This is a genomic window from Actinomadura sp. SCN-SB, assembly GCF_043906805.1.
GTDB lineage: Bacteria > Actinomycetota > Actinomycetes > Streptosporangiales > Streptosporangiaceae > Spirillospora.
Genome location: NZ_JBIMPP010000098.1, coordinates 1 through 23662, shown reverse-complemented (window position 1 = coordinate 23662; position 23662 = coordinate 1). Strand labels below are relative to the sequence as shown.

General features: G+C 71.0%; 16 protein-coding genes and 1 pseudogene. 11 read left to right on the top strand and 6 right to left on the bottom strand.

Translation table 11 applies throughout. From position 1 onward, the window contains the following. From ACGWYJ_RS36265 to ACGWYJ_RS36255, 3 genes are all read right to left on the bottom strand, one after another. Positions 1–282: transglycosylase domain-containing protein (locus tag ACGWYJ_RS36265; RefSeq protein WP_395111096.1), on the bottom strand; the 282-nt coding region annotated here is incomplete at its 3' end. Positions 283–1032: 750 nt separating this feature from the next. Continuing rightward, positions 1033–3387, bottom strand: a complete 2355-nt coding sequence (locus ACGWYJ_RS36260; protein WP_395111095.1) for a transglycosylase domain-containing protein — start codon at positions 3385–3387, stop codon at positions 1033–1035. 526 nt (positions 3388–3913) lie between these two features. Further along, positions 3914–4303, bottom strand: coding sequence for a DUF5318 family protein (locus tag ACGWYJ_RS36255; protein WP_395111094.1), 390 nt, complete (start codon positions 4301–4303; stop codon positions 3914–3916). A 285-nt stretch (positions 4304–4588) separates the two neighbouring features. Between ACGWYJ_RS36255 and ACGWYJ_RS36250 the strand changes: the two genes are divergently transcribed. From ACGWYJ_RS36250 to ACGWYJ_RS36235, 4 genes are all read left to right on the top strand, one after another. After that, the gene (locus tag ACGWYJ_RS36250; protein WP_395111093.1) at positions 4589–5284 is read left to right on the top strand and encodes a helix-turn-helix transcriptional regulator; all 696 of its coding nucleotides are present in this window, start codon (positions 4589–4591) and stop codon (positions 5282–5284) included. Positions 5285–5365: 81 nt separating this feature from the next. Further along, positions 5366–6445, top strand: a complete 1080-nt coding sequence (locus ACGWYJ_RS36245; RefSeq protein WP_395111092.1) for an inositol-3-phosphate synthase — start codon at positions 5366–5368, stop codon at positions 6443–6445. Positions 6446–6684: 239 nt separating this feature from the next. Beyond that, a complete protein-coding gene (locus ACGWYJ_RS36240) occupies positions 6685–8475 on the top strand; it encodes an ABC transporter substrate-binding protein (RefSeq protein ID WP_395111091.1) in 1791 nt (596 codons plus the stop codon). 84 nt (positions 8476–8559) lie between these two features. After that, the gene (locus tag ACGWYJ_RS36235; RefSeq protein WP_395111090.1) at positions 8560–9828 is read left to right on the top strand and encodes an MFS transporter; all 1269 of its coding nucleotides are present in this window, start codon (positions 8560–8562) and stop codon (positions 9826–9828) included. A gap of 30 nt (positions 9829–9858) precedes the next feature. Here ACGWYJ_RS36235 and bioA read toward each other — a convergent pair whose 3' ends face one another. Both bioA and ACGWYJ_RS36225 read right to left on the bottom strand, forming a co-directional pair. Continuing rightward, positions 9859–11148, bottom strand: a complete 1290-nt coding sequence (gene bioA, locus ACGWYJ_RS36230; RefSeq protein ID WP_395111089.1) for an adenosylmethionine--8-amino-7-oxononanoate transaminase — start codon at positions 11146–11148, stop codon at positions 9859–9861. A 23-nt stretch (positions 11149–11171) separates the two neighbouring features. Continuing rightward, positions 11172–12713 carry a CCA tRNA nucleotidyltransferase gene (locus tag ACGWYJ_RS36225; protein WP_395111088.1) on the bottom strand — a complete coding sequence of 514 codons (1542 nt, stop codon included), beginning with the start codon at positions 12711–12713 and terminating at the stop codon, positions 11172–11174. 480 nt (positions 12714–13193) lie between these two features. Between ACGWYJ_RS36225 and ACGWYJ_RS36220 the strand changes: the two genes are divergently transcribed. The 7 genes and pseudogenes from ACGWYJ_RS36220 to ACGWYJ_RS36190 all read left to right on the top strand — a co-directional run. Next, a complete protein-coding gene (locus tag ACGWYJ_RS36220) occupies positions 13194–13838 on the top strand; it encodes an aminoacyl-tRNA deacylase (protein ID WP_395111087.1) in 645 nt (214 codons plus the stop codon). Between the two features lie 363 nt (positions 13839–14201). Next, positions 14202–16727, top strand: coding sequence for a DUF6049 family protein (locus ACGWYJ_RS36215; RefSeq protein WP_395111086.1), 2526 nt, complete (start codon positions 14202–14204; stop codon positions 16725–16727). Positions 16728–17055: 328 nt separating this feature from the next. Next, positions 17056–18798 carry a murein biosynthesis integral membrane protein MurJ gene (gene murJ, locus ACGWYJ_RS36210; RefSeq protein ID WP_395111085.1) on the top strand — a complete coding sequence of 581 codons (1743 nt, stop codon included), beginning with the start codon at positions 17056–17058 and terminating at the stop codon, positions 18796–18798. 269 nt (positions 18799–19067) lie between these two features. Beyond that, positions 19068–20756: an AMP-binding protein gene (locus ACGWYJ_RS36205; protein WP_395111084.1), complete on the top strand. Its 1689-nt coding sequence runs from the start codon at positions 19068–19070 to the stop codon at positions 20754–20756. Between the two features lie 195 nt (positions 20757–20951). Continuing rightward, positions 20952–21575 carry an RNA polymerase sigma factor SigM gene (sigM, locus tag ACGWYJ_RS36200; RefSeq protein WP_395111083.1) on the top strand — a complete coding sequence of 208 codons (624 nt, stop codon included), beginning with the start codon at positions 20952–20954 and terminating at the stop codon, positions 21573–21575. Beyond that, positions 21572–22375, top strand: a complete 804-nt coding sequence (locus ACGWYJ_RS36195) for an anti-sigma factor family protein (protein ID WP_395111082.1) — start codon at positions 21572–21574, stop codon at positions 22373–22375. Before sigM ends, ACGWYJ_RS36195 begins: the two co-directional genes overlap by 4 nt. 762 nt (positions 22376–23137) lie before the next feature. Beyond that, positions 23138–23356 (top strand): annotated as a pseudogene (locus ACGWYJ_RS36190) (transposase); the annotation flags it as partial. Here ACGWYJ_RS36190 and ACGWYJ_RS36185 read toward each other — a convergent pair. Beyond that, positions 23319–23660: a transposase gene (locus ACGWYJ_RS36185; protein WP_395111081.1), complete on the bottom strand. Its 342-nt coding sequence runs from the start codon at positions 23658–23660 to the stop codon at positions 23319–23321. The pseudogene ACGWYJ_RS36190 and the gene ACGWYJ_RS36185 sit on opposite strands and share 38 nt — an antisense overlap. Positions 23661–23662: the final 2 nt, after the last annotated feature.

Genomic DNA, 23662 nt, shown 5'->3' with positions numbered 1-23662 from the left:
AGTCTTGAACAGGGCGCGGGCGACGCCGGTCGGGGAGACGCCGTGCCCGTTCTCGAAGTCGCGGTCCTCGGCGGCGAGCACGGCGTGCTGGACGACCTTCGGGATCCGCTCGATCGGGACGCTCTCGCGGTGCATCCCGATCCGGGCGATCGGGGTCGTGCCATCCCGGTAGTAGATGACCGACTCCTGGGCGACCGCCGCGGCCTGCGCCTCGGACGGGATCGGGGTGGAGACGTACGCGACCGCGATCAGCGTGGCGCCGGCGACCATCAGCCCGCTCATCACGGTCAGGATCGACGTCCATGACGGCAGGATGCGGCGGCGCCTGCCACGCCCGGACCGCCGTTCCCGGCCCTTCGGTCTCTTCGGGCGCTTCCGTCCTCGCCGGGGTGGTGGACGTTCCGGCCTTGCCGGTGCCGGTGGCCGTCCGGGCATCACCGGAGGGACGGGCGGCGGCCACACCTGACGTCCTGGAACAGGCACCGGACCGGCCGGACGTTCCTTAGGCGGACGAGGCCGCCTCCTCAGAACGACGCGAGCGCGGGAACGAAGGTGCCTCAGCAGGTTGCGTGTCCAGAAGCGCGTGCGCGTGAACGCATAGCGAGTCCAGAAACGTGTCCGCGTGAGGAGGCCGCGGGCGGCCGCATGCCCGCGGCTCCCCGAGTCCCGGGCGGCAGCGGCGGCCCTGGCGAGCCTCGCGCCCATGGCGGCTCTGGTGAGTTCCGCCGGTTCGGACTCAGCGGGGTGATCCTGCCCGTCCGGGCCTCGGTACCTCACGCGCGACCTCGCCACCTGGTCAGGGCTGTGCGTCGCTTCGAGCGTAACCCCGGGGCCGGCGGAGGCGAGGTCCGCGGAGGCGCGATTGACCGGATCGAACGCCACAACAGCCTGACCTGGACGCGCACCAACACACCGCGCTCGTCACGAAAAAGACGTACCTGTCACGAAAAAGACGGCCGGTCCCGTCCCTCCGCGGGACGGGACCGGCCGTGTGCCGATCGAGCGGTGCGGCGACCTAGCGCCGTCCGCCGATCATTCTCGTCGGCTCAGCGACTGCGTTTGCGGGAATCCCGGCCGGGGATCACCGCCACCGGGGCCACCGCCGCCGTCGTCATCCTCGTTCTTGCAGACCCGCTCGTTGGGATGGTGCTGGCACCACAGGCTGTCGTCCCGCGGGTCGTCCTGCGGCGGCTTGTTCGGGTCGCAGTTGGCGACGATCGGGTAGTTGACGCACGGCGGCAACTCGCCGTTCTGGCCCCCGTCGCCCGGCCGGTTCGGGTCCTGGCACTGCGGGAGGTTCTGGAAGCGCGGGTTGTTGCAGTAGGGCGGGCGCCTGTCGTCGCGCTCGTCCTCCTCCTCGTCCTCCTTCGGCTTCGGCGGCTTCGCCCACTGCTCGATCCTGCCGCCGAAGGCCGGCGGGGCGAACTGCTCCGGCGGCGTGCCACGGGTCGCCCTGGTCATGTAGGCGTTCCAGATCTTGGCGGTGAGCCCACCACCGACGATCTCGGACTGCCCGTCCAGCGACAGCGTCTTCTTCTTGTCGTTGAACAGCGTCACCGAGGTGGAGATCTTCGGGATGTAGCCGACGAACCAGGTGGCGACGTTCTTCTCGGTCGTACCGGTCTTGCCGGCCACCGGACGGTCGGCGAGCTTGGCGGATGGCGCGGTGCCGCCCGGACCCACGACCTGCTGCAGGGCGTAGGTGACGTCCCGCGTGACGTTGGTGCTGAAGACGCTCTCGGTCTTCTTCCACGTCAGCTTCTTGTAGTCGGCGTCGCTGTCCTTGGGCCTGACCTTCTTCACCACGTGCGGCTGGTAGTAGGTGCCGCCGTTGGCGAAGACCGCGTACCCCGCCGCCTGCTCGATCGGCCGGATGTCGTTGATGCCCAGCGCGAGACCGGCCTGCCCCTTGTAAGGCTCGACCATGTCGGGGGAGATCCCCGCCTTCTCGGCGCTCTTCACGACCTCGGGCACGCCGAGTTTCAGCGCGAGCTGCACGAACGCGGTGTTGGTCGACTCGCGGGTGGCCTTGACCAGGTCGACGGCGCCGGGGCTGTTGTGGCTGTTGCGGATCGGATCCAGCGCGCCGGGCGTGCCGCGCGGCACCACGTCGCCCGCCCCGTTGAACTGCACCCCGGAGCGGCCTTCGACGGTGCTCTTGAGGCTGTACCCCTTCTCCAGCGCGGTGGCGAGCACGTACGGCTTCATCGCCGAACCGGCCTGCGCGGAGCCACGCCAGACGTTGTCGAAGCTCTGCTTCAGATAGTCGGGGCCACCGTAGATGGCCTCGACCTCGCCGTTGGAGGTGTTGACCGACGCCAAACCCGTCCGGATGTTCTGCTTGAGCAGCTTGGACGGCTTGGTGGGCAGAACGCTCTCCACGGCCTGCTTGGCGTAGGCCATCTTCGCCTTGTTGAACGTCGTCGTGACGCGCAGGCCCTGGTCGAGCAGTTGCTGCTCGGTGATGCCCTGGTCGCGCTGCAACTCCAGGATGGCCCGCTTGATCATGTAGCCGCGCTGGCCGCCGTAGGTCTCGATGGAGTTGGTCGCGGTCGGCGGCATCTCGCCGTAGTACTTCTGGTAGTCGGCCTCGCTGATCTGGCCGGTCTTGCGCATGCCGTCCAGCACGTACTGGTACCGGGCCTTGGTCTGGCGCACCAGGTCCGGGTCCTCGCTGGCGGGGTCGAACCGGCCCGGCTGCTGGATGATGGCGGCGAGCAGGGCGCCCTCACCCGGGTTCAGCTTCGAGACGTCCTTGCGGTAGAACGCCTTCGACGCGGCCTGGATCCCGTAGGCGTTGCGGCCGAAGTACACGGTGTTGAGGTACTGCTCAAGGATCTTCTCCTTGCTGCCCAGCTGGTCCTCAAGCTTCAGGGAGATGAACATCTCCTTGAACTTGCGGCTCATCGTCCGCTCGTTCGTGAGGTAGTAGTTCTTGGCCAGCTGCTGCGTGATGGTCGAGCCGCCCTGCGTCTCGCCGCCGGTGAGGTTGACCCAGATCGCGCGGGACAGGCCCTTGGGGGAGAACCCGCTGTCGGTCCAGAAGCTGCGGTTCTCGGCGGCGATCACCGCCTCCTGCACGTGCTTGGGCACCTTGTCGAGGGTGACCATCTCGCGGTTCTTGCCGATGCGGCCGATCTCGGACTTGCCGTCGGAGTAGTAGAAGATCGCGGCCGTCTTGGTCGCGTCGGAGTTGCCGACCGACGGGACGGGCGTCTGCGCGTACGCGACGCCGATGAGGGTGAGCAGGCCGAGGAACGCCAAGCCGAAGACCCCGGTGACGACCTTCCAGTTGGGGATGTAGCGGCGCCAGCCGGTGCGTTCGCCGTCACCGGATCCGAAGCGGCCGCCGGAGCCGCCTCCCGCGCCACGGCGCAGGCGGCCCATGCCTCTGCGGTCGTCGTCGCCGGGGACTCCCTCCCAGAATCCGTGGGAGCCGCCGCCACCGCCGCGTCCACCGCCGCCACCGCGACCGCCGCCTCCGGGAGGTCCAGGCGGCCCGGGTGGGCCCATGCCGCGACGCCCGCCGCCTCCCGGCGCGCCGCCGCGCGGCCCGCCAGGGGCGCCGCCCCTGGGTCCGCCGGGTGCTCCGCCGCGCGGCCCGCCGGGGCGGCCAGGTCCGCCGCCCAGACGGCGGGCCGAGGGACGGCCGGGCATCTGGGAGCCGGACACGGCTCCCTGCCTGCTGCGTGCGCCGGATCGACCGGGGCGGGGAACGTTCTGCCCGCCCGGCCGCGGCGACCTCGGTACTGGTCGGGGCTGGCTTGGATTACTCACGCGACCTCATCAACGGGGTTAACGGCTGGTGCGTCGTCCGAAGAGTACTGTGCAGGCGGGTGAGCGGGAGACCGCCAAGCTCGTCGAACCTTTTCTCGACCCGCGGGCTCCCGCTGGCCGCGGGACCGCCATGACGTCACCCCCGCCGGCTGCGGGGCTCGTCTCCGTGGCCGAGAACGTACGACACCGTCAGGTGGTTCCATGCGCAACTCTGGCACACTTCGACCACATAAACCCTGAATTCTCCGTATTTACCCGCCATCTCCGCAAGCTCGGCGGTCGCCTTGACCCGGCCCGCGTAGCGTCCCAGCTCATCACCGTAGACGTAGGTGACGTGCGTCAGCCGGGTTTTCCGGCAGACCGGACAACGTTCGTCCGTGGCCTCCCCGTGGTAGCGCGCCGCGCGCAGCAGGTACGGATGGGCGTCGCAGGCGTCGGCCCTGGTCAGATGGCCGGAGCGCAACTCGGCCAGCGCCGCCCTGCGGGCCAGGCCATAGTCGACGATCTGCCTCGGCCGCCGCCTCATGGCAGCAGGGTACGACCGACCCCGGCGATTGTGGAGATCACCGGCGGCGCGGGAACCCGGGCCGGGCGGGGGTGTAGCGGACGTCACGTCACCGACCGTGCGCCGGACGTGACGGATGTGATGAAGCACGCACTTGCCAGATCGCCGACCGGGTACGTATCTTGGCGATGTATCGACTCGATACATTAGGTCGATACGTACCGCTGATACATCAGAGAATCCTATCGGGCCGCTCCGGCGGCCCGGCGATCCTGAGGGTCACGGCTCCGCGGAAGGGGAGAGCGCATGGGCGGCCGGAAGGGCGCGGGAGTGCTGGAGCTCGCCGTGCTCGGCCTCCTGCACGAATCCCCCATGCACGGGTACGAGCTGCGCAAGCGGCTCAACGCACTGCTCGGCATGTTCCGCGCGTTCTCGTACGGCTCCCTGTACCCGTGCCTCAAGCAGCTCCTCGCCAAAGGGCTGATCGTGGAGGACCGGCCGGAGGGCCCGAACGTCGCGCTGGCCCTGCAGAGCCGCCGCTCGAAGATCGTTTACAAGCTGACCGCCGACGGCAAGGAGCGGCTCCAGCAGCTGCTCGCCGAGGCCGGCCCGGCGGCCTGGGAGGACGAGGGGTTCGGCGTCCACTTCGCCTTCTTCTCGCACACCCGGGCCGACGTACGGCTGCGCATCCTCGAAGGGCGGCGCAGCCGGCTGGAGGAACGGCTGGAGAGCGTGCGGGCCGCGCTGGCCCGTACCCGCGAACGAGTCGACAGCTACACCCTTGAGCTGCAGAACCACGGGCTCGAATCCGTCGAGCGCGAGGTCCGCTGGCTCAACGAGCTGATCGGACGGGAGCGGGCCGAGCAGGCCGAGCAGGCGCGGGTCGAAGGCACCGGGCAGACCGGCCGTCCCGCCCGCGAGACCGCTCAAGGCACGACCTCCCCAGAGTCACCCGACAACACCAACAAGGACCGGAACATGCCCCGCGAGCAGCGCCGCTGAGCGATCAGCGCTCTGCGGCCCGCCGCGAGGGGCCGGGTGATGGACACCCCATGTTCCCGCTACAGGAGAAGGAGCAACCGGATGGGTTCGGTGCGCGTCGCCATCGTCGGTGTGGGCAACTGCGCCGCGTCGCTCGTCCAGGGCGTCGAGTATTACAAGGATGCCGACCCCGAGACGCGCGTCCCGGGTCTGATGCACGTCCAGTTCGGCGACTACCACGTCGGTGACGTGGAGTTCGTCGCGGCGTTCGACGTGGACGCGAAGAAGGTCGGCATGGACCTGTCCGAGGCCATCGGCGCGAGCGAGAACAACACGATCAAGATCTGTGACGTCCCGCCGACCGGCGTGACCGTCCAGCGCGGCCACACCTTCGACGGCCTCGGCGAGTACTACCGCGAGATCATCGAGGAGTCCGCCGCCGAGCCGGTCGACGTGGTGCAGGCGCTGCGGGACGCGGAGGCCGACGTCCTGGTGTCGTACCTGCCGGTGGGCTCGGAGGAGGCCGACCGCTTCTACGCCCAGTGCGCCATCGACGCGGGCGTGGCGTTCGTCAACGCGCTGCCGGTGTTCATCGCCTCCGACCCCGAGTGGGCCGAGAAGTTCACCCGGGCGGGCGTCCCGATCGTCGGGGACGACATCAAGTCCCAGGTCGGCGCGACCATCACGCACCGGGTGATGGCCCGGCTGTTCGAGGACCGCGGTGTCGAGCTGCTGCGCACGTACCAGCTCAACTTCGGCGGCAACATGGACTTCATGAACATGCTGGAGCGCCAGCGGCTGCAGTCCAAGAAGATCTCCAAGACGCAGTCGGTGACGTCCCAGATCCCGCACGAGATGGCCAAGGCCGACGTGCACATCGGCCCGTCCGACCACGTGCCGTGGCTGGACGACCGCAAGTGGGCCTACGTGCGGCTGGAGGGCCGGTCGTTCGGCGACACGCCGCTCAACCTGGAGTACAAGCTCGAGGTCTGGGACTCGCCGAACTCGGCCGGCGTCATCATCGACGCCGTCCGCGCCGCGAAGATCGCCAAGGACCGCGGCATCGGCGGCCCGATCCTGTCGGCCAGCTCCTACTTCATGAAGTCGCCGCCCGAGCAGTACAGCGACGACGACGCCCGCGAGGCCGTGGAGAAGTTCATCCGCGGCGAGGTCGCTCGCTGAGAGCCCTGCACAGGGCCTCGCACGGCCTCACAGGGCCTTAACAGGGCTTCACATGGCGGCGTGCCAGGCGCCCCGGCGATGGACTCCATCGCCGGGGCGCCTCTCCGTCTCCGGAGAAACCTCAAAGGAAAACACCGATGTGGGACATTTTTGTCACGCTCTGGCTCTAACCTGGCACCCAAAGTGATGATGCGGACGGGTGACGACGGGGACGGTACGGGCCCGAGCGGAGGACGGTCATGGCACGCGGAACGCTCAAGGCGACGGCGGTGTGCGCCGGGTTCGGCCTCGGGCTCGGCCTCGCCGGCTGCGGCGGCCCGGGTGACCCGGTCGGGATCCCCACCGGTCCTCCCAAGCCAGGAGGGACGCTGCGGATCGTCGGCTCCTCCGACGTCGAGCACCTCGACACCGCCAGCGCCAACAGCGTCGGCGCGTACGGCCTCACCCGGACGTTCGCCCGCACCCTCTTCGGCAACAAGGCGTCCAACAACTTCTCCGAGACCATCCCGCTGCGCCCCGACCTCGCCGCCGAACTCCCCACCCGCGAGAACGGCGGCATCAGCAAGGACCACCGCACGTACACCATCAAGCTGCGCCGAGGCGTCCTGTGGAACACCAAGCCGCCCCGTCCCGTGGTGGCGGCCGACTTCGTGCGCGGATTCAAGCGCCTGTGCAACCCGGCGTCCCCGTCCGGCGGCAAGGTGTACTACACCTCCACCATCAAGGGCATGGCCGCCTACTGCGACGGCTTCGCCAACGTCGACGCCAAGAGCGCCAAGGCCATCGCCGCCTACCAGAACGGCCACCAGATCGAAGGCATCACCGCCAGGGGCGACCACACGCTGAGGTTCCGGCTGAAGGAACCCGCCAGCGACTTCCTCAACCTCGTCTCGCTCCAGTTCGCCGCTCCCGCGCCTCGGGAGTACGACCAGTACGTTCCCGACAGCGCCGAGTTCCGGCAGCACACCATCTCCAACGGCCCGTACCAGATCACCGAGTACCGGCCGGGCGGCTCGTACGTGCTGAGCCGCAACCCGGTGTGGCGCCGCGACACCGACCCGCTGCGGGCAGCCTATGTGGACAAGATCCAGATCACGCTGGGCCAGGACTCGCCCCAGGCCGTTCAGCAGCAACTGGAGGCCGGCACCGCCGACCTGTCCTGGGACCAGCCCGTGCCCACCTCCGCCATGCCGCGCCTGCGCCGCGACCGCGACCCGCGCTTCGCCATCCGGCGGACCCCGTCCAACAGCCCGTACCTGGTCTTCAACATCCGCAGTCCCAACAACGGCGGCGCGCTCGGCAAGCGCGCCGTCCGCCAGGCCCTGCAGTACGCGGTCGACCGCACCGCCCTCATCAAGCTCGTCGGCGGCCCGGAGGTCGCCCAGCCGTTGCACACCGTGATCCCGCCGGGCAACTCCGGGTACGCGCCGTCCAACAGGTACGCCACCCCGGGCGAGGCCGGTGACCCGGCCCGCTGCCGGAGGCTCCTCGCCGCGGCCGGGTACCCGAACGGGCTGAAGCTGAAGTTCCCGTACCGCACCAACAGCGTGCACAAGCTGATCGCAGAATCCCTCAAGGCGAACCTCAGGGCGTGCGGCGTCGAGGCCGAGCTGTCCGCCGACTCGGGCGGCACCTTCTACGGCAAGACGATCTCCACCCCGTCGCGGACCCTCGCAGGCGCCTGGGACATCGCCGCGCCCGGCTGGACCCCCGACTGGTACGGCAACAACGGCCGTTCGATCATCCAGCCGCTGTTCGACGGCCGCACCTACGGGCCCGGCTCCACCAATTACGGCGGCTACGACAACGCCGAGGTCAACGGGCTCATCGACGCGGCGCTCACCGCCCGCGACGCCGAACGCGCCGGCGGCTTCTGGCGCCTGGCCGACCAGAAGATCATGGAGGACGCCGCCATCGTCCCCCTGCTCGCCCGCGCCATGCCCCTCTTCCACAGCAGCCGCGTGGGCAACGCCTTCTTCCTCCCCGCCGCCGCGGGCTACGACTACACGATGCTCTACCTGTCCCGCTAGAACCCCGCCCTTCGCACCGCGTGATGTGGGTTCGGGACGGGTCTTGACGCTGGAGCGTGCCCGGCTCGGACGTAGGGTGAGGCCGTGCTAAGGGAGATTCTTCGCGGGCGCGACTTCCGCCGGCTGTACGCCACACGGCTCACGTCGCAGCTCACGGACGGGGTCTTCCAGGTCGCCCTGGCGGGCTACGTGTTCTTCTCTCCGGAGCGGCAGACCTCGGCGGGGAAGGCCGCCGCGGCGTTCGCGGTGACGCTGCTGCCGTACTCCGTGCTGGGACCGTTCGCGGGGGTCCTCATCGACCGGTGGCAGCGCCGACAGATCCTGGTGTGGACGCCGGTGACCCGGGCCGTGCTGGTCGCGCTGATCGCGGCGCTGGTGGCGGCGGGCGAGGACGGCGTCGTGTTCCTCGCCGGCGTGCTGATGGTGCTCGGCGTCAACCGGTTCTTCCTCGCGTCGCTGTCGGCGGGGCTCCCGCAGGTGGTGCGGCGCGAGCATCTGGTGACGGCGAACGCGTTTTCGGTGACCTCGGGCACGGTCATCGCGTTCGCCGGCGCGGGCCTCGGTTACCTGCTCCGGGACGTCTCCGGGGCGGGCGACCGGGGAACGGCGCTCATCCTTCTCGCGGCGGCCGGGCTGTACCTGCTCGCGGGCCTGGTCGCGACGCTGCTTCCGCGACGGGTGCTGGGCCCGCAGCTCGACGAGGCGCCCGTGCAGACGCGGGAGGCGCTGGGGAACGTCCTGCACGGCCTGGTGGACGGCGGCCGGCATATCGCGCGACGCCGGCCGGCCGCGCTGGCGCTCGCCGCGATCTCCTTCCACCGGTTCCTGTACGGCATCGTCCTCATCACGACGTTGCTGCTGTGCCGGAACCATTTCAACTCCGATCCCGAGGACGGGCTGGCGACGTTCGCGCTGATGCTGGGCGTGTCCGGCGCGGGCTTCTTCGCGGCGGCCTTGGTGACGCCGATCGTGGTGCGCCGGATCAGCAAGCAGGCGTGGATCGCGTGGCTGCTGGGCGGCGGCGCGGTGTCGCTGCTCGTGCTCGGCACGCCGTTCGCGGAGGCGCCCTGGGCGGCCGGTGCGTTCGCGCTCGGAGTGGTGTCCCAAGGGGTGAAATTGTGCGTCGACACGATCCTGCAAGAGGCGATCGATGACGCGTACCGCGGCCGGGTTTTCGCGGTGTACGACATGCTTTTCAACGCGACGTTCGCGGCGGGCGCGGCCGTGGCGGCGGGGTGGCTCCCGGTGGACGGCGTCTCGTACCCGACGCTGGGCGTCGTCGTCGCCGCGTACGGGATCGGCGCCCTGATTTATCGGGGCCTGACGTCACGCGCCGCCGCCACCGTCCCGTAGCCGGTTCCCCGGATTTCTCCGGGGATTCCGTCAGAGGGATTCGGCGACGGCGTACATCGCGTCGACGATGTGCTCGGTCTCGTCCTCCGTGCAGACGTACGGCGGCATCGCGTACACCAGCCGACCGAACGGACGCAGCCACACGCCGTGATCCATCGCGATTTTCTGCGCGCCGGCGACGTCGACCGGCTCGCGCGTTTCGATGACGCCGATGGCGCCCAGGACGCGGGCGTCGGCCACGCCGGGAAGGTCCTTCGCCGGCTCCAGCCCGGCGGTCAGGATCGCCTCGATCGTGTCGACCTCGTCCCGCCAGTCCCGGGACAGCAGCAGGTCGATCGACGCGCTCGCGACGGACGCGGCGAGCGGGTTGGCCATGTACGTGGGGCCGTGCATGAGCGCGCCCGCCTCGCCGGTGGAGATCCCGTGCGCCACGCGGTCGGTGCAGAGCGTCGCGGCCATCGTCATGTACCCGCCCGTGAGCGCCTTGCCGAGGCACATGATGTCCGGCGCGATCTCGGCGTGGTCGCAGCCCCACAGCTCACCGGTACGGCCGAAACCGGTGGCGATCTCGTCCAGGATCAGCAGCAGCCCGTGCTCGTCCGCGAGGTCGCGAAGCGCGCGCAGATATTCGGGCGCGTAGAAGCGCATGCCGCCCGCGCCCTGGACGATCGGCTCGACGATGATTCCGGCGAGTTCGTGCGCGTGCGCGGCGGCCAGGTCGCTCAGCTCCGCGAGGTACGTCCCGTCCGGCTCGGCGGAGTAGCCGAGCGGCGGCGCGGGCGCGAAGACGTGCCGCGCGAGGACGTCGGTGAACAGATGGTGCATGCCGTTCACCGGGTCGCACACGGCCATGTCGCCGAAGGTGTCGCCGTGGTAGCCGCCGCGCACCGTCAGCAGCCGGTGCCGTTCGGGCCGTCCCCGCGACCGCCAGTACTGCAACGCCATCTTGATCGCGACCTCGACCGACACCGAGCCGGAGTCGGCGAAGAACACCTTGGTCAGCGGCTCGGGGGTGAGCTCGACGAGCCGTTCGGCCAGCCGCACGGCGGGCGGGTGCGTCAGCCCGCCGAACATCACGTGCGCCATCCTGCCGAGCTGACTCGTCACGGCGGCGTTCAGCGCGGGGTGGTTGTAGCCGTGCACGGCCGCCCACCACGACGACATCCCGTCGATCAGCTCCGTGCCGTCCGCCAGGGTGATCCGCACCCCGGACGCCGACACCACGGGGAACACGGGCGCGGTCGCGGGCATCGGCCCGTACGGATGCCAGATGTGGTCGCGATCGAAGGCGAGCAGCCGCTCGGTCTCCATGGGGCTCATCCGCCCGAGCCTGAGCTCCACGTTCACTGTCCCCGGCCGTCGTCGGGGGTCGCCGCGTCCTTGTCGCCCGCGGAGGCGTCGTTCTCGGAGTCCGATGAAGGGCCGGAGGGAAGCAGTCCCTCCTTGGCGGCCCAGCGGCGCAGTTCCTCGGCGGCGGCCTCCTTGCCGATGGGGCCCCGGTCCAGGCGCAGATCCAGCAGGAAGCGGTAGGCCCTGCCGACCGTCGGGCCCGGCTTGATGCCGAGGATCTTCTGGATCTCGTTGCCGTCGATCTCGGGACGGATGGCGGCCAGTTCCTCCTCCTCGGCCAGCCGCTCGATCCGCGCCTCCAGGTCGTCGTACGAGCGGCGCAGCCGTTCGGCCTTCCGCCTGTTGCGGGTGGTGCAGTCGGCACGGGTCAGCTTGTGCAGGCGGGGCAGCAGCGGGCCCGCGTCCCGTACGTACCGGCGCACGGCGGAGTCCGTCCACTCGCCGGTGCCGTAGCCGTGGAAACGCAGATGCAATTCGACGAGCCGGGACACGTCGGAGACGACGTCCTTCGGGTAGCGAAGCTCGGTGAGCCGCTTGCGCGCCATCTTCGCGCCGACCACCTCGTGATGGTGGAACGACACCCGGCCGCCCGGCTCGAACCGGCGGGTCTTGGGCTTGCCGATGTCGTGCAGCAGCGCGGCCAGCCGCAGCACCAGGTCGGGTCCCTCTTCCTCCTGCGCGATCGCCTGCTCCAGGACGATCAGCGAGTGCTCGTAGACGTCCTTGTGCCGGTGATGCTCGTCGATCTCCAGCCGCAACTTGGGCAGCTCCGGCAGCACGTGGTCGGCCAGCCGGGTGTCGACGAGCAGCGTCAGGCCCTTGCGCGGGTACTCGCCGCAGATCAGCTTGGACAGCTCGTCCCGGATCCGCTCGGCGGACACGATCTCGATCCGCTCCGCCATGTCCGTCATCGCGCTCACCACGTCGGGCGCGACGGTGAACCCGAGCTGGGACGCGAACCGTGCGGCGCGCAGCATCCGCAGCGGGTCGTCGCCGAAGGAGTCCTCGGGGCGGCCGGGGGTTCGCAGCACCTTCTTCTGGAGGTCGGAGAGCCCGCCGAACGGGTCGACGAACTCGTGCCCGGGAAGCCGTGCCGCCATCGCGTTCACGGCGAAGTCACGGCGCCGCAGATCCTCGTGGAGGGACGTGCCGTACTTCACCTGCGGCTTGCGCGAGCGCGGGTCGTAGGACTCGCTGCGGTAGGTGGTGATCTCCAGCTGGTACCCGCCCTTGCGCAGCCCGACCGTGCCGAAGTCGATCCCGATCGTCCACAGGGCGTCGGCCCAGCCGTCGACGATCCGCAGGACCTCGTCGGGCGGCGCGTCGGTGGCCAGGTCGACGTCCGTGCCGGGACGGCGCAGCAGCGCGTCCCTGACCGGCCCGCCGACCAGCGCGAGCTCGTGCCCCGCGGCCTCGAACCTGGCGCCGAGCTCGTCCGCGACCGGGGCGATCCCGCGCAGCAGCTCGGCGAGCGCGACGCGCTGTGCGGGGGACGGCTGCGACTGGGGCTGAGTGTTGCGATGAGGCACGGCCATCCAGCGTATTTCCTCGTTAAGCGGCTGACAAAAGGGTTACGAGGGGCGGCGGAGCGGGATCCTCCGGCCACTCGGGCCGACCCGCGCACCCGGCTCCGTGGAAGGTGAGCGAGCCCTTCCCACGGCGCCATCCCCGGGGTTACGTTCTGGGCACCCGGATGGGCTCCCGCGCGATCGGACCGGCCCGTGCTCTCGTAAGACGGTCAACGGTAGCGGGGAACACGGCGGCGCGCCTCACCGCGTCTCCAGTGCGCGCAGAACGTCTCCGGCGGCGGAGGAGCGGGAGGTGCGGGAGGGATGAAGCCAGACTCCGAGGGTATGTCGGGATCCCTGTGTCCGGCACGACGGCACGACGGCCCATCGGGCGCACCGGTACATCGGCACGGCACGAGGGCGCACCCTGGAAGGGCATCCGGGGCGCGCCGGGGAGTGACCTGAACCGGAGTGTGCGGGGAGGATCCCCGCGGGACGGAGCTGAAGATGAAGGACGCACTCACGATCCATCGCGCGCTCCTGGAACGCGAGATCCAGCACGAGATCGTCAGGCTGCCCATCGCGATCTCCCGTTCCGGCGAGTTGCCGGGGGCCCTCGGCCTGCCCTCGGAGCGGTGCCTGGCCACCCGGGTCTTCGCCTGCAACGACGTCTACCGGAGCCGGCGCTTCCTCACCGCGGCGATCGTCCCGGCGGGAAGCGAGCCGTCGGCGGAGGCGGCGCGGCTGGCGGTGTCGGCGCGGCTGATCCGTCCCGCCCGCGCCGACCTGATCAACACGGTGACGGAGTACGCGGCGGACCTGGTGTGCCCGCTGCTGCTCCCGGACAGCGTGCGGGTGCTGATCGACCGGACGCTCGTGGAGAGCCTTCCTGTGGACGATGTCGTCTACACCGCCACCGGCGAGCCCTCGACGGCACTGGGGATCCGTGCGCTCGACCTGTTCGCGCTGAGCCGCGCCGAACCCGTCCACCTGTGCGACTGGTCCGCGCCCCACGCCTCGGCCGTCCCGCTGGCCTCCATGCCTTCCGTGCCCTCCGGAACGCCCGCGCCTTCCTCCGGACGGACCGGACGGAGCCGTCCCGGCACGGCGCTGATCCCGCCGGACGGCCCCGCGCAATCAGCGGAGAACTGACGAACCACCAACTTTTTACGGAAACGTGAGATGCCAGGCGGCAGGGTAGGGGGCATGCCCGGCGACAGGGCACGACGGCACACAGGTCGGCACACAGAGGCGGACACCGACGATCTGGGGGTGGCCCATGCAGGGGACGGATCGCCCGCGCGGCGGCCCGATCCTTCGTCGCGGACGGGCGGTCCGGCCTGACCCCGGCGGCGCCGGGACTACCATCAACCCCGTGATTCCGACGTGGGCGAAGCCCGGGGTGTCCGGGGGGCCGCGCCCGGCACCGACCCGGGGAGCCGACGCCCGCCGTCCTCGGGCGGCCGTACCGGAACCGGCGGACGACCCGGTGGACCGCTTCCCGGTGGGCGGCGCGTGAGAACGGTCATCCGCGCGGTCGCGCTGGCCGCCCTGCTCACCTGCGCCACACCGGCCACGGCCGGCGCCGCCCGGGAGCCGGCCGCGCACGCCGTGTCGCGCGTCAAATCGCCGGTGTCGCTGGTGCTGGGCACGGTCGGCCCGAAGACCGCGGGGCCGTCCGGCGCCAAGTCCAAGATCACCATCACCGGCACGGTCCAGAACCGCGCCGGCCGCGACCTCCCGGGCGTCTCGGTACGGCTGCGCACCTCCGCGACGCGGATGACCAGCCGCACCCAGCTCGCCCAGTACGCCGCCGGGCAGCCGTCCTGGCTCCGCGGCATCGGCGACCAGCGCCGGCTTCCCGCCGTGGACACCGCGGGCGGCTCGGCGCCGTTCTCGCTCAGCACCAACACCGCGACGGTCGGGTACGGCGAGTTCGGCGTCTACCCCATCGGCGTCGAGGTGGTGAACCAGTACGGGCAGGTCCTCTCCGGGATCAACACGTTCATCACCTTCGTTCCGGAGCGGCGCGACTTCAAGCGGCTGTCGGTGGGCTGGATCTGGCCGCTCATCGACCGGCAGCACCGCACCACCGACGACACCTTCACCAGCGACCGGCTCACCACCGACATGTCCCCCGGCGGCCGGCTGCACGGCCTGGTCCAGGCCGCCGCCTCGACCGGCACCCCCATCACCTGGTCGATCGACCCCGCCCTGCTGGACGACGTCCAGACCATGGCGAACGGGTCGTACACGGTGCGGGCACCGCGCGCCAAGGAAAGCACCCGCAAACCCAAGAGCACCGTCGCCGCGCAGTGGCTGAACGCGTTGAAGACGGCGTCCAAGGGCGACCCCTACTTCGTCGTCCCGTACGCCGACCCGGACGCCGTCGCGCTCGTCCGCCACAACATGTCCGGCCATCTGGCGGACGCGTACGCCAACACCGGCGTGGCCGGGCAGGTGCTCGGGCGGCAGCCCACCGTCCACGCCGCGTGGCCGCCGTCCGGGATGGCGGGCCAGGGCACGCTGAACCAGCTCGCAGCGCACGGCCGGCTGGGCGGCAACGGCGCCTTCGTGATGAGCAGCGCCGCGTTCGCCGACCCCCCGCAGGGGTACACGCCCAGCGCGACCACCCAGGTGCCGACCAGGGACGGGCCGAGGCGCGCCATCGTGTACGACGAGACCCTCAACAAGATCGTCAGTGCCGACACCCGCGCGCCGGGCGCGGCGGTGCTGGCCGAGCAGCGCTTCCTGGCCGAGACCGCGATGATCGCCGCGGAGGCGCCGGAGGTCGCCCGCTCGCTGGTGATCGTGCCCGACCGCCGCTGGAACCCGTCCCCCGCGTTCGCCAAGAACCTGCTGACCTACACCTCCGGCGCGGTCTGGATGCAGCGGACCCGGCTGGAGCAGATCGTGAACGCCCCGCCGCAGGAGCGGGACTACCGCGGCTACCCGGACGAGCTGGAGGCCGCCGAGCTGGACGCGACCTACCTTGAGAGGGTCGACGACATCGCCGGCTCGGCCGCGCGCTTCATCCGGATCATGGTCAGCCCCGTCACGATGAACTACACGCGCGCCGTGCTGCGCATGGAGTCGTCCTACTGGCGCGGGAGCGCCCGCCACAAGAGGCGGGCGGTGGCGACCCGGCAGGCGCTGGCCGACCGGATCGCCAGGGACATGGGACGGGTCCGCATCATCACGTCCCAGAACAGCAGGGTCTCGCTCGCCGGCAGCTCCGGCCGCATCCCCATCACCATCGTCAACGACCTTCCCGACCAGACGATCAGGGTGCGGCTCGTGGTCGTCCCGGAGAACACCACGCGGCTCCAGGTCGGGCGGGTCGAGGACGAGGTGATCGAGCTCGGTCCCGAGCAGAAGGTGACCCGCCCGATCCCGATCAGGTCGGCGGGCAACGGCAACGTCCAGGTGCACCTGCGGCTGCGGACCGCCGACAACCGGGCGTTCGGACCGACCACCACCATCACCGTGCGCACCACCGGGTACGGGCGGCTGGCCTTGCTCATCACCGGTGGCGGACTTGCCGTACTCTTCGTGGGCGTCGGAGTGCGGGCCATGCGAGCGAGGCGCCGCCGGAATTCGGAGGCAGCCGGTGACGGATCGACCGGAACGGGACCGGCGGCGGCCGGAACCCCCGAACCAGGAGCCCCCTTCGCCGGGGACCCCGCCGGGCTCGGACCCGCCCCCGGCGACGGGCAGGCCGACGGCGGCGGAGACGGGCGTGCCGGAGGAGCCGGGGCGGGGTTCCATGCCGCCGCGTTCCCCCCTCCAACCGCCCGCGGTGCCGCCCGGCCGGCAGTGGTACCCGGAACAGGCGCCGACCGGTCCACCCCCGTACACCCCACCACCGGGCCGACCTCAGCCACCGCCGCCCCCTGGGCCGCCCCAGGGTCAGGGCTGGAACAACCAGGAGTGGGGCAACCAGACCCCGAGCCAGGGCCGCGGCCCGGCCGCGCAAGCGACACCGGGCTACCCTCCGGCCCCGACACCACCCCAGGCACCCAGCCCGGAGACCCCGACTAGACGCGACCTGCCTCGTCCGGGCCAACCGGGCGCGGGCTACTCCGGGACGGGCTACCCGGGTCCGCAGGCGGCTCCGCCCCAGCCGGGCATGGGCCATCCGCCTGCACGGCAGCAGCAGCCGTCCCCTGGGCAACCCCAACCGGGCCACCCCGGCGCCGCCCGATCGGGCGCGGGTTACCCGGGCGCAGGCGCCGGTCCGGGTGCGGGTCATCCGGGCGCGGGCGCGGGTCATCCGGGCGCGGGTGCGGGTGCAGGTCCGGGCCGGCCGGCGGTCGCCGGTTACGCGGGCACGGGTCAGCCCGGGGCGAATCAGCCGCCGGGCGTGGGCGTGCCTCCCGGCGCTTTCCCCGGCGTGGCGCCGGGGGCGGGAGCCCCGGAGGCGACCGCCGAACTGGAGACCCCGCAGACCCCCATGCCCGAAGGCGGCGGAGGGGAGAGGCGGGGCGGCGTCACCGGAGTGCTGCGCTCCAGCGCGATCATGGCGCTCGGCACCCTGGCGTCCCGGATCACCGGCTTCCTGCGCACCGCGATGCTGGTCGCCGCGCTCGGCACCGGCGCGCTCGCGGACGCCTACAACACCGCCAACACCGTCCCGTTCATCATCTACGACCTGCTGCTCGGCGGGATCCTCACCGCCGTCGTCGTCCCGCTGATCGTCCGGGCGAGGGAGCAGGACCCCGAGTACGGGGCGCGCTACGAGCAGCGCCTGTTCACCCTGGCCATCGCCGGGCTCGCGACGATGACGGCCGCGGCGGTCCTCCTCGGCCCCGTCTTCATCACGATCTACGGCGGCGCGATGGAGGGCGCGCAGCGGGACCTGGCGGTGCTGTTCGCCCGGCTGTTCGCGGTACAGATCTTCTTCCTGGGGGTCAGCGCGTTCTCCGGCGCGATCCTCAACACGCGCAAGCGGTTCGGCGCGCCGATGTGGGCGCCCGTGCTCAACAACATCGTCATCTGCGCCACCGCCGCCACGTTCCTGGTGGTGGCCAGCGGACGGGTGACACCCGAGTCGATCTCCAACGGGCAGGTGGCGCTGCTGGCAGCCGGAACGATCGGCGGGATGACGCTCCAGACCCTCGCGCTCTGGCCGTCGCTGCGCGGCTCGGGCTTCCGCTGGCGTCCGCGGCTCGACTTCAAGAAGGGCGAGCTGGGCCGGATCGGCAGGATGGCGGTCTGGACGCTGACCTACGTCGTGATCACGCAGATCGGCTTCGCGGTGACCACCCGGCTGGCCAACGCGGCGGGCGTGCTGGGCCGCAAGGACGGGCTCGGCGACGTCGGGTACACCCCGTACTTCAACGCCTACCAGCTCTTCCAGCTCCCGTACGCGATCATCGGCGTCTCGGTGATCACGGCGCTGCTGCCGCGGATGAGCGAGCACGCGGCGGGCGGCCGGATGCGGGACGTCCGCGACGACTTCTCCAACGGCCTGCGCCTGTGCTCGGTGGTGATCCTCCCCGCGGCCGGGCTGATGGGCGTGCTCGCCTCGGAGATCGCCGTCGTGCTGTTCGCGCACGGGCAGACCACCGTGGCGAACGCGCAGGTGATCGCGGACGTGCTCCGGATGTTCGCGGTGGCGCTGGTGCCGTTCGCCGCGTACCAGCTCATGCTCCGCGTGTTCTACGCGATGCAGGACACCCGGACGCCCGCGTTCATCAGCGTCGGCGTGGTCGTCACCAACATCGTGATGGCGCTGCTGTCGTACGCGCTCCTGCCCACCGACAAGATCATCGTCGGGATCGCGGGCGGGTTCGCGGTGGCGCAGACGGTCGGCGCGGCGCTCGGCTGGCTCGTCCTGCGGCGCCGGCTGGGCGGGATGGACGGCCGCCGCATCTTCGTCGCGTACCTGAAGCTGGTGGTGGCGCTGTGGCCGCTGATCGGCTTCGCGTACGCGACGCACGCGGTCGTGAACGCGGCGCTCGGCACCGGCCTCGACTCCGGGCTGCTGGCCCTGGTCGCCGGCAGCGCCGGCGGCGGGCTCCTCTACCTGGTCTTCGCGCGGATGATGAGGGTCGAGGAAATCGGTTCCATGCTCTCAACGGTCACCCGGAGGCTTCCCGGAAGGGGCTGACACCACCCGCCGGAACGGCGACCGCACCACCCTCGCGGCACGGAAAGCCGGCGCGCGAAGCGCCTGAACCGTGGGATCTCTCGCCGCCGTGAGACAGGCGTGACAAAGTACTTGAGACGCGCGCCGATAAGTCGGTTCCCCAACTGAGTAAGCACTACCATGTTGGGGACTACGGCTTGCGGGGCGACACCCTGGGAAAACAAAAGGAGGGTCGGAGGCGTAAGCTGCCACGCCACGAACATGGGATCTGACCACCTGTGCAGGACGCTGTGAGCACGTCCGTCATCGAGCCCGGCACCCGCCTCGCCGGACGCTACCGCCTCGAGGAGCGCATCAGCGACGCGGGTGGCTCCGCCCTCTGGAAGGCCATCGACGAGATCCTCGCGCGTGCCGTGGCCGTCCGGACCTTCGACCCCGACTTCCCCCGCGTCCACGAGGTGGTCACCTCCGCCCGCGCCGCCAGCCGGCTCACCGACCCCCGCCTGACCCAGGTGTTCGACGCCGACGACAGCGGCGAGAACGCCTATGTCGTGAGCGAGTGGGTCGTGGGCGAGACCCTGGAGCAGATGCTCGGCAAGGGACCGCTGGAGCCGGGCCGCGCCACCACCCTCCTCTACGAGGCCGCCGAGGCGATCGCCGCCGCGCACGAGGGCGGCCTGGCCCACCTGTGCCTGTCCCCGCGCGACCTGGTGTGGACGAACGGCGGCACGGTCAAGCTGCTCGGCGTCGCCACCGACGCCGTCCTCGCGGACCGCTACGCCGAGGACCCCGCCCAGCAGGACGTCCGGTCCCTGGGCGGCCTGCTCTACGCCGCGCTGACCGCGCACTGGCCCCTCGACCCCGACCGCTCGTCCCTGCCGGCCGCCCCGTCGAACGACGCCGAGGGCATGCCCCTGCCACCGCGGCGCCTACGCGCCGGTGTCCCCCTCGCCGTGGACTCGATCGTGTGCCGCTGCCTGGGCATCGAGGTCCCCGGCCAGGAACCGCTGGCCGACCCCACCGCGCTCGCCAAGGCCCTGCGCGGCGTCCCGCGCACCCCGCTGCCGCTGTTCGCGGGACTCAACACCCATCCGGCGCCGCCCCAGAGGCCCGCCTCGGGTCAGGCTCAGCGGTCGTCCTCATCGTCGTCCCGGCAGCACGAGCAGCCGCCGCCGACCCGTCCCCGGCAGGTCAACCGCCACGCCCGGCGCCCTCCCACGGCCGGGTCACCACAGCGGACCGTCCCGGACCCTCCCGGTGGGCGCCGCCCCGCGCGCCACGCCACGGGCCGGCATTCCAGTGTCGGCAGCCGCACCACCCAGGCCGGGTCGCTCGGCTCGGGCCGTCCACTCTCCGGAGGGCCCGGCGGCCTCCCCGGCGGCAACCGCGCCCTGCTGGGCATAGCCGCCGCGGCGCTCACCGTCATCGTCGGCCTGAGCGCCTGGGCGATCTCCCGCAGCGACGGCTCGGAAGGCGGCGCCTCCCCCAGCGCCAAGGACACCGGCCGGCAGTCCCAGCCGTCCACGCCGCAGGTGACCAAGCTGAACGTCGAGAACGTCTCGCCCGCCGAAGAGTCGATGAACGGCCGCCACGACGAGTCCATCGGCGAACGTCTCGGCCTCGTCACCGACGGCGACACCCGCCGCGAGTGGGAGACCCAGACCTACGCCGACGTCAACTTCGGCAACCTGGCCAAGGGCCTCGGCGTCCTGCTCGACATGGGACGTCCCGTCCAGGTCAGCAGCGTCAAGGTCAACGTGCCCGAGGGCGGCGGCACCCTCCAGGTCAAGATCGGCGACGGGCGGAGCCCGGGCTCCCTCACCTCCGTGGGCCGCGAGGTCACCACCCCCGGCGAGACCACGATCACCACCACGGGCCGGCCCAGCGGCCGCTACGTCCTGGTCTGGTTCACCAAGCTCCCGCCGTCCCGCAAGGGCAAGATCAGCGAGATCACCGTCCTGGGCACCCCGCGCACCTGAGCCCGGCCGGTTCCATCTGGGGCCGCCTGCCGCAGCCCGTCACGATTCGTGCCACAGCGCATCGCTTCTCGGTATCGTTCCTGGAAGCAGAATGTCCCCTCCCTTCAGGATTTCAGCGGTGTCGACCCGACCAGGCAGGATCGATCGCAGTTACCCGGCGCGGATCGGCGCGGGCGCCCGTGAGAGGGGTCGCTCATGACGTCGGTGCGCACGCGCCATGTGGATGAGGTGCCGGACAAGGAACTCCTGGCCCGGCACTCGCAGGGGGATCCGCACGCGTTCGCCACGCTGGTGCACCGGCACCGCGATCGGATGTGGGCCGTCGCGCTGCGCACGCTCGGTGACCCTGAGGAGGCCGCGGACGCGCTCCAGGACGCCTGCCTGTCGGCGTTCCGCGCGGCCGGGCGGTTCCGCGGCGACGCCGCCGTGACCACCTGGCTGCACCGCATCGTGGTGAACGCCTGCCTCGACCGGATCCGCCGCAAGTCGGTACGGCCCGCCACGCCCATGGGGGACGACGCCACCTTCGACGCGGTCGCGCCCAAGATGCCCGACCCGACCGACGCCCATGGCGTGGCCCTGGACGTCCACTCCGCGCTCGCCATGCTGCCGTTCGAGCAGCGGGCGGCGCTCGTCCTGGTCGACATGATGGGCTACTCGGTCGACGACGCGGCTCAGGTGCTGGAAGTACCCCCTGGAACGATCAAGAGCCGCTGTGCCCGGGGACGCGCCAGGCTCGCCCCCCTTCTGCTGCACCATAGGAACCGTCGGGACAGCAGAAACGTCGGAGGTGTGGAAGGAGGTGGCCTGCCTCAATGAACCCCGCGCATTATGACTACGACACCTTGGCCGACCTGGCCGAGGGTCTCCTTGAAGACGATCGTGCCGCCTCCGTCAACGCGCACCTCGATACCTGCGCCGAATGCAGGGAACGATCCGCCGACCTTGCGGACGTGTCCCGGATCCTGGCCGAGGCCCCCGTCCCCTCCATGCCGCCCGAGTTGGCGTCCCGCATCGACTCGGCGATCGCCGCCGAGTCGATGAACTCCGCCACCGTGGTGAGCATGGAGCGAAGGCGCCGTGCCCGGCCCTGGCGGATCCTGTCGGCCGCGGCCGCGACGGTCGTCGTGCTCGGTGGCGGAGCCCTCGTCGGGACCCTGGCCCTGAACGGCGGCGCCTCGAACGACAGCACCGGCGCGGCCAGGATGACCGACCCGCAGACGCGTTCCGAGGGCGGCGGAGCCCCGGCGGCCCCGGCCCCGAGCAAGATGGCCGAGGTCCCGGACGCCGCGGCCGGTGGCCGCTTCGAGTACTCCCGAAGCGGAACCGACTACCGCGCCGACACGCTCGGCAGGCAGGTGAACAGCGCGTTGGACGGTAACGCGCAGCATCGGTCGGCGGGAGGCCCACCCGACCAGCGCCTCATCGGCTGCGTCACCCGCGTCACCGGCGGCAAACCCCCGTCACTGGTCGACTCGGCCACCTACGAAGGCAAGCCCGCCACCGTCATCGCCGCCCCCGGCGCCTCCTCGGACAGCCTGACCATCTGGGTCGTGGGACCGAACTGCTCCGCCCAGGACACCATGCTCGTCAAACGCATGACGACCAACCGCAACTAGGACACGAGGCGCCACGACGCGTCCTGACCACCAGGCAACGGGGTCTCCGGTGGTTGGTCCCCTAAGAACCAACCACCGGAGACCCCGCAGCCGCTTCACCCCGCCCGCCCCCACGGACGCTCCTGCGACCTCTGCTACCCGCCCCCAGCTAGCGCCGCACCATCCCCAAGCGGACCCAACATCAAGGCGACATAGGCGCTGCGAACAGCGGAACAGACTCAACCCCCATGAGTAACAGGCTCGACCTGCCCTCAGGGCAACCCGCAGCGCTGCTGTCCGCACCCAGACCGCCACTCCACCCCTCCATGCGGATCAGGCAGCAAGGCGGGATAGGCGCTGCGAGCGGTAGAACAAGGCGTCACCGCAAAGAGCAATGAGCTCGACCCGGCCACCCGTCCAAGGCGACCCTGCGACCACTGCTGCCCGTACCCAGGCCGCTGCTCCGTCCCCTCCAAGTGGATCAGACAGCAAGGCGGGATAGCACGGCGAGCAGCGGAACAGAGCCTCGACCTCCATGAGCAATGGGCTCGACCTGAGCGCCCTCAAGGGCGGCCCTGCGACCGCCCCTGCCCGCGCCCGGCCACCGCACCATCCCCAAGCGGACCCAACAGCAAGGCGATATAGGCGCTGCGAGCAGCGGAACAGGGCATCAATCGCCAGGAGTCCTTCCAGGCTGGACATCCCGCCAGGGCGCACCGAGGCGTACCCACAAGCGGATACGGGCGGTCACGTCCAGCGAAGTGGTGTGAGAGCCGCCCCCGCATGATCCTGTTTTTGCAGGTTAAGCAGTCCTTTCTCGGTTGTCGATCTTGGGGTCGGGTGTGGGGCCCTCGATCACCGCGGCAACTGTGGCGGCAGATCTGGTCTAACACTCCGCAGGAACGACTGAGAAGACGATCCGGCGGCGCACCGACGTGGTCGGGATCTCCCGATCGGGCCGCGATCACCCGCCTCGTCGGCGCAGTCCTGATGGAGCAGGCCGATGAATGGACCGGGGCTCGCCGCTACATGGGCCTGAAATACCTGGCCAAAGCCCCGCTTGCGGGCAGTCTGGCGAAGGTCGACGGGTCGTCGCGGGCGGCATCCTGGTGTTCGGCGCGTCGGAGGGCTTGGCCGTCAGGCCGTCGACGACACGGGCGTGCTGGAGGCGGGCTTCTTCGGGGGCGGGCTGGCCGAAGATGGTGCGCACCAGCGTGGCAACCCACGGCTGGGCTGACTTGGGTGCGCGGGTGAGCAGGTTGCGCAGGTAGCGGGTGCGGCACCGCTGCCACGCCGCGCCGGGCAGTA

Coding starts and splice junctions, on each gene's coding strand:
- ACGWYJ_RS36260 (WP_395111095.1), bottom strand. CDS start 3,387: ATGGGCCGCCTGCGCCGTGGCGCGGGAGGCGGCTCCGGCGGCCGCTTC.
- ACGWYJ_RS36255 (WP_395111094.1), bottom strand. CDS start 4,303: ATGAGGCGGCGGCCGAGGCAGATCGTCGACTATGGCCTGGCCCGCAGG.
- ACGWYJ_RS36250 (WP_395111093.1), top strand. CDS start 4,589: ATGGGCGGCCGGAAGGGCGCGGGAGTGCTGGAGCTCGCCGTGCTCGGC.
- ACGWYJ_RS36245 (WP_395111092.1), top strand. CDS start 5,366: ATGGGTTCGGTGCGCGTCGCCATCGTCGGTGTGGGCAACTGCGCCGCG.
- ACGWYJ_RS36240 (WP_395111091.1), top strand. CDS start 6,685: ATGGCACGCGGAACGCTCAAGGCGACGGCGGTGTGCGCCGGGTTCGGC.
- bioA (WP_395111089.1), bottom strand. CDS start 11,148: ATGAGCCCCATGGAGACCGAGCGGCTGCTCGCCTTCGATCGCGACCAC.
- ACGWYJ_RS36225 (WP_395111088.1), bottom strand. CDS start 12,713: ATGGCCGTGCCTCATCGCAACACTCAGCCCCAGTCGCAGCCGTCCCCC.
- ACGWYJ_RS36220 (WP_395111087.1), top strand. CDS start 13,194: ATGAAGGACGCACTCACGATCCATCGCGCGCTCCTGGAACGCGAGATC.
- sigM (WP_395111083.1), top strand. CDS start 20,952: ATGACGTCGGTGCGCACGCGCCATGTGGATGAGGTGCCGGACAAGGAA.
- ACGWYJ_RS36195 (WP_395111082.1), top strand. CDS start 21,572: ATGAACCCCGCGCATTATGACTACGACACCTTGGCCGACCTGGCCGAG.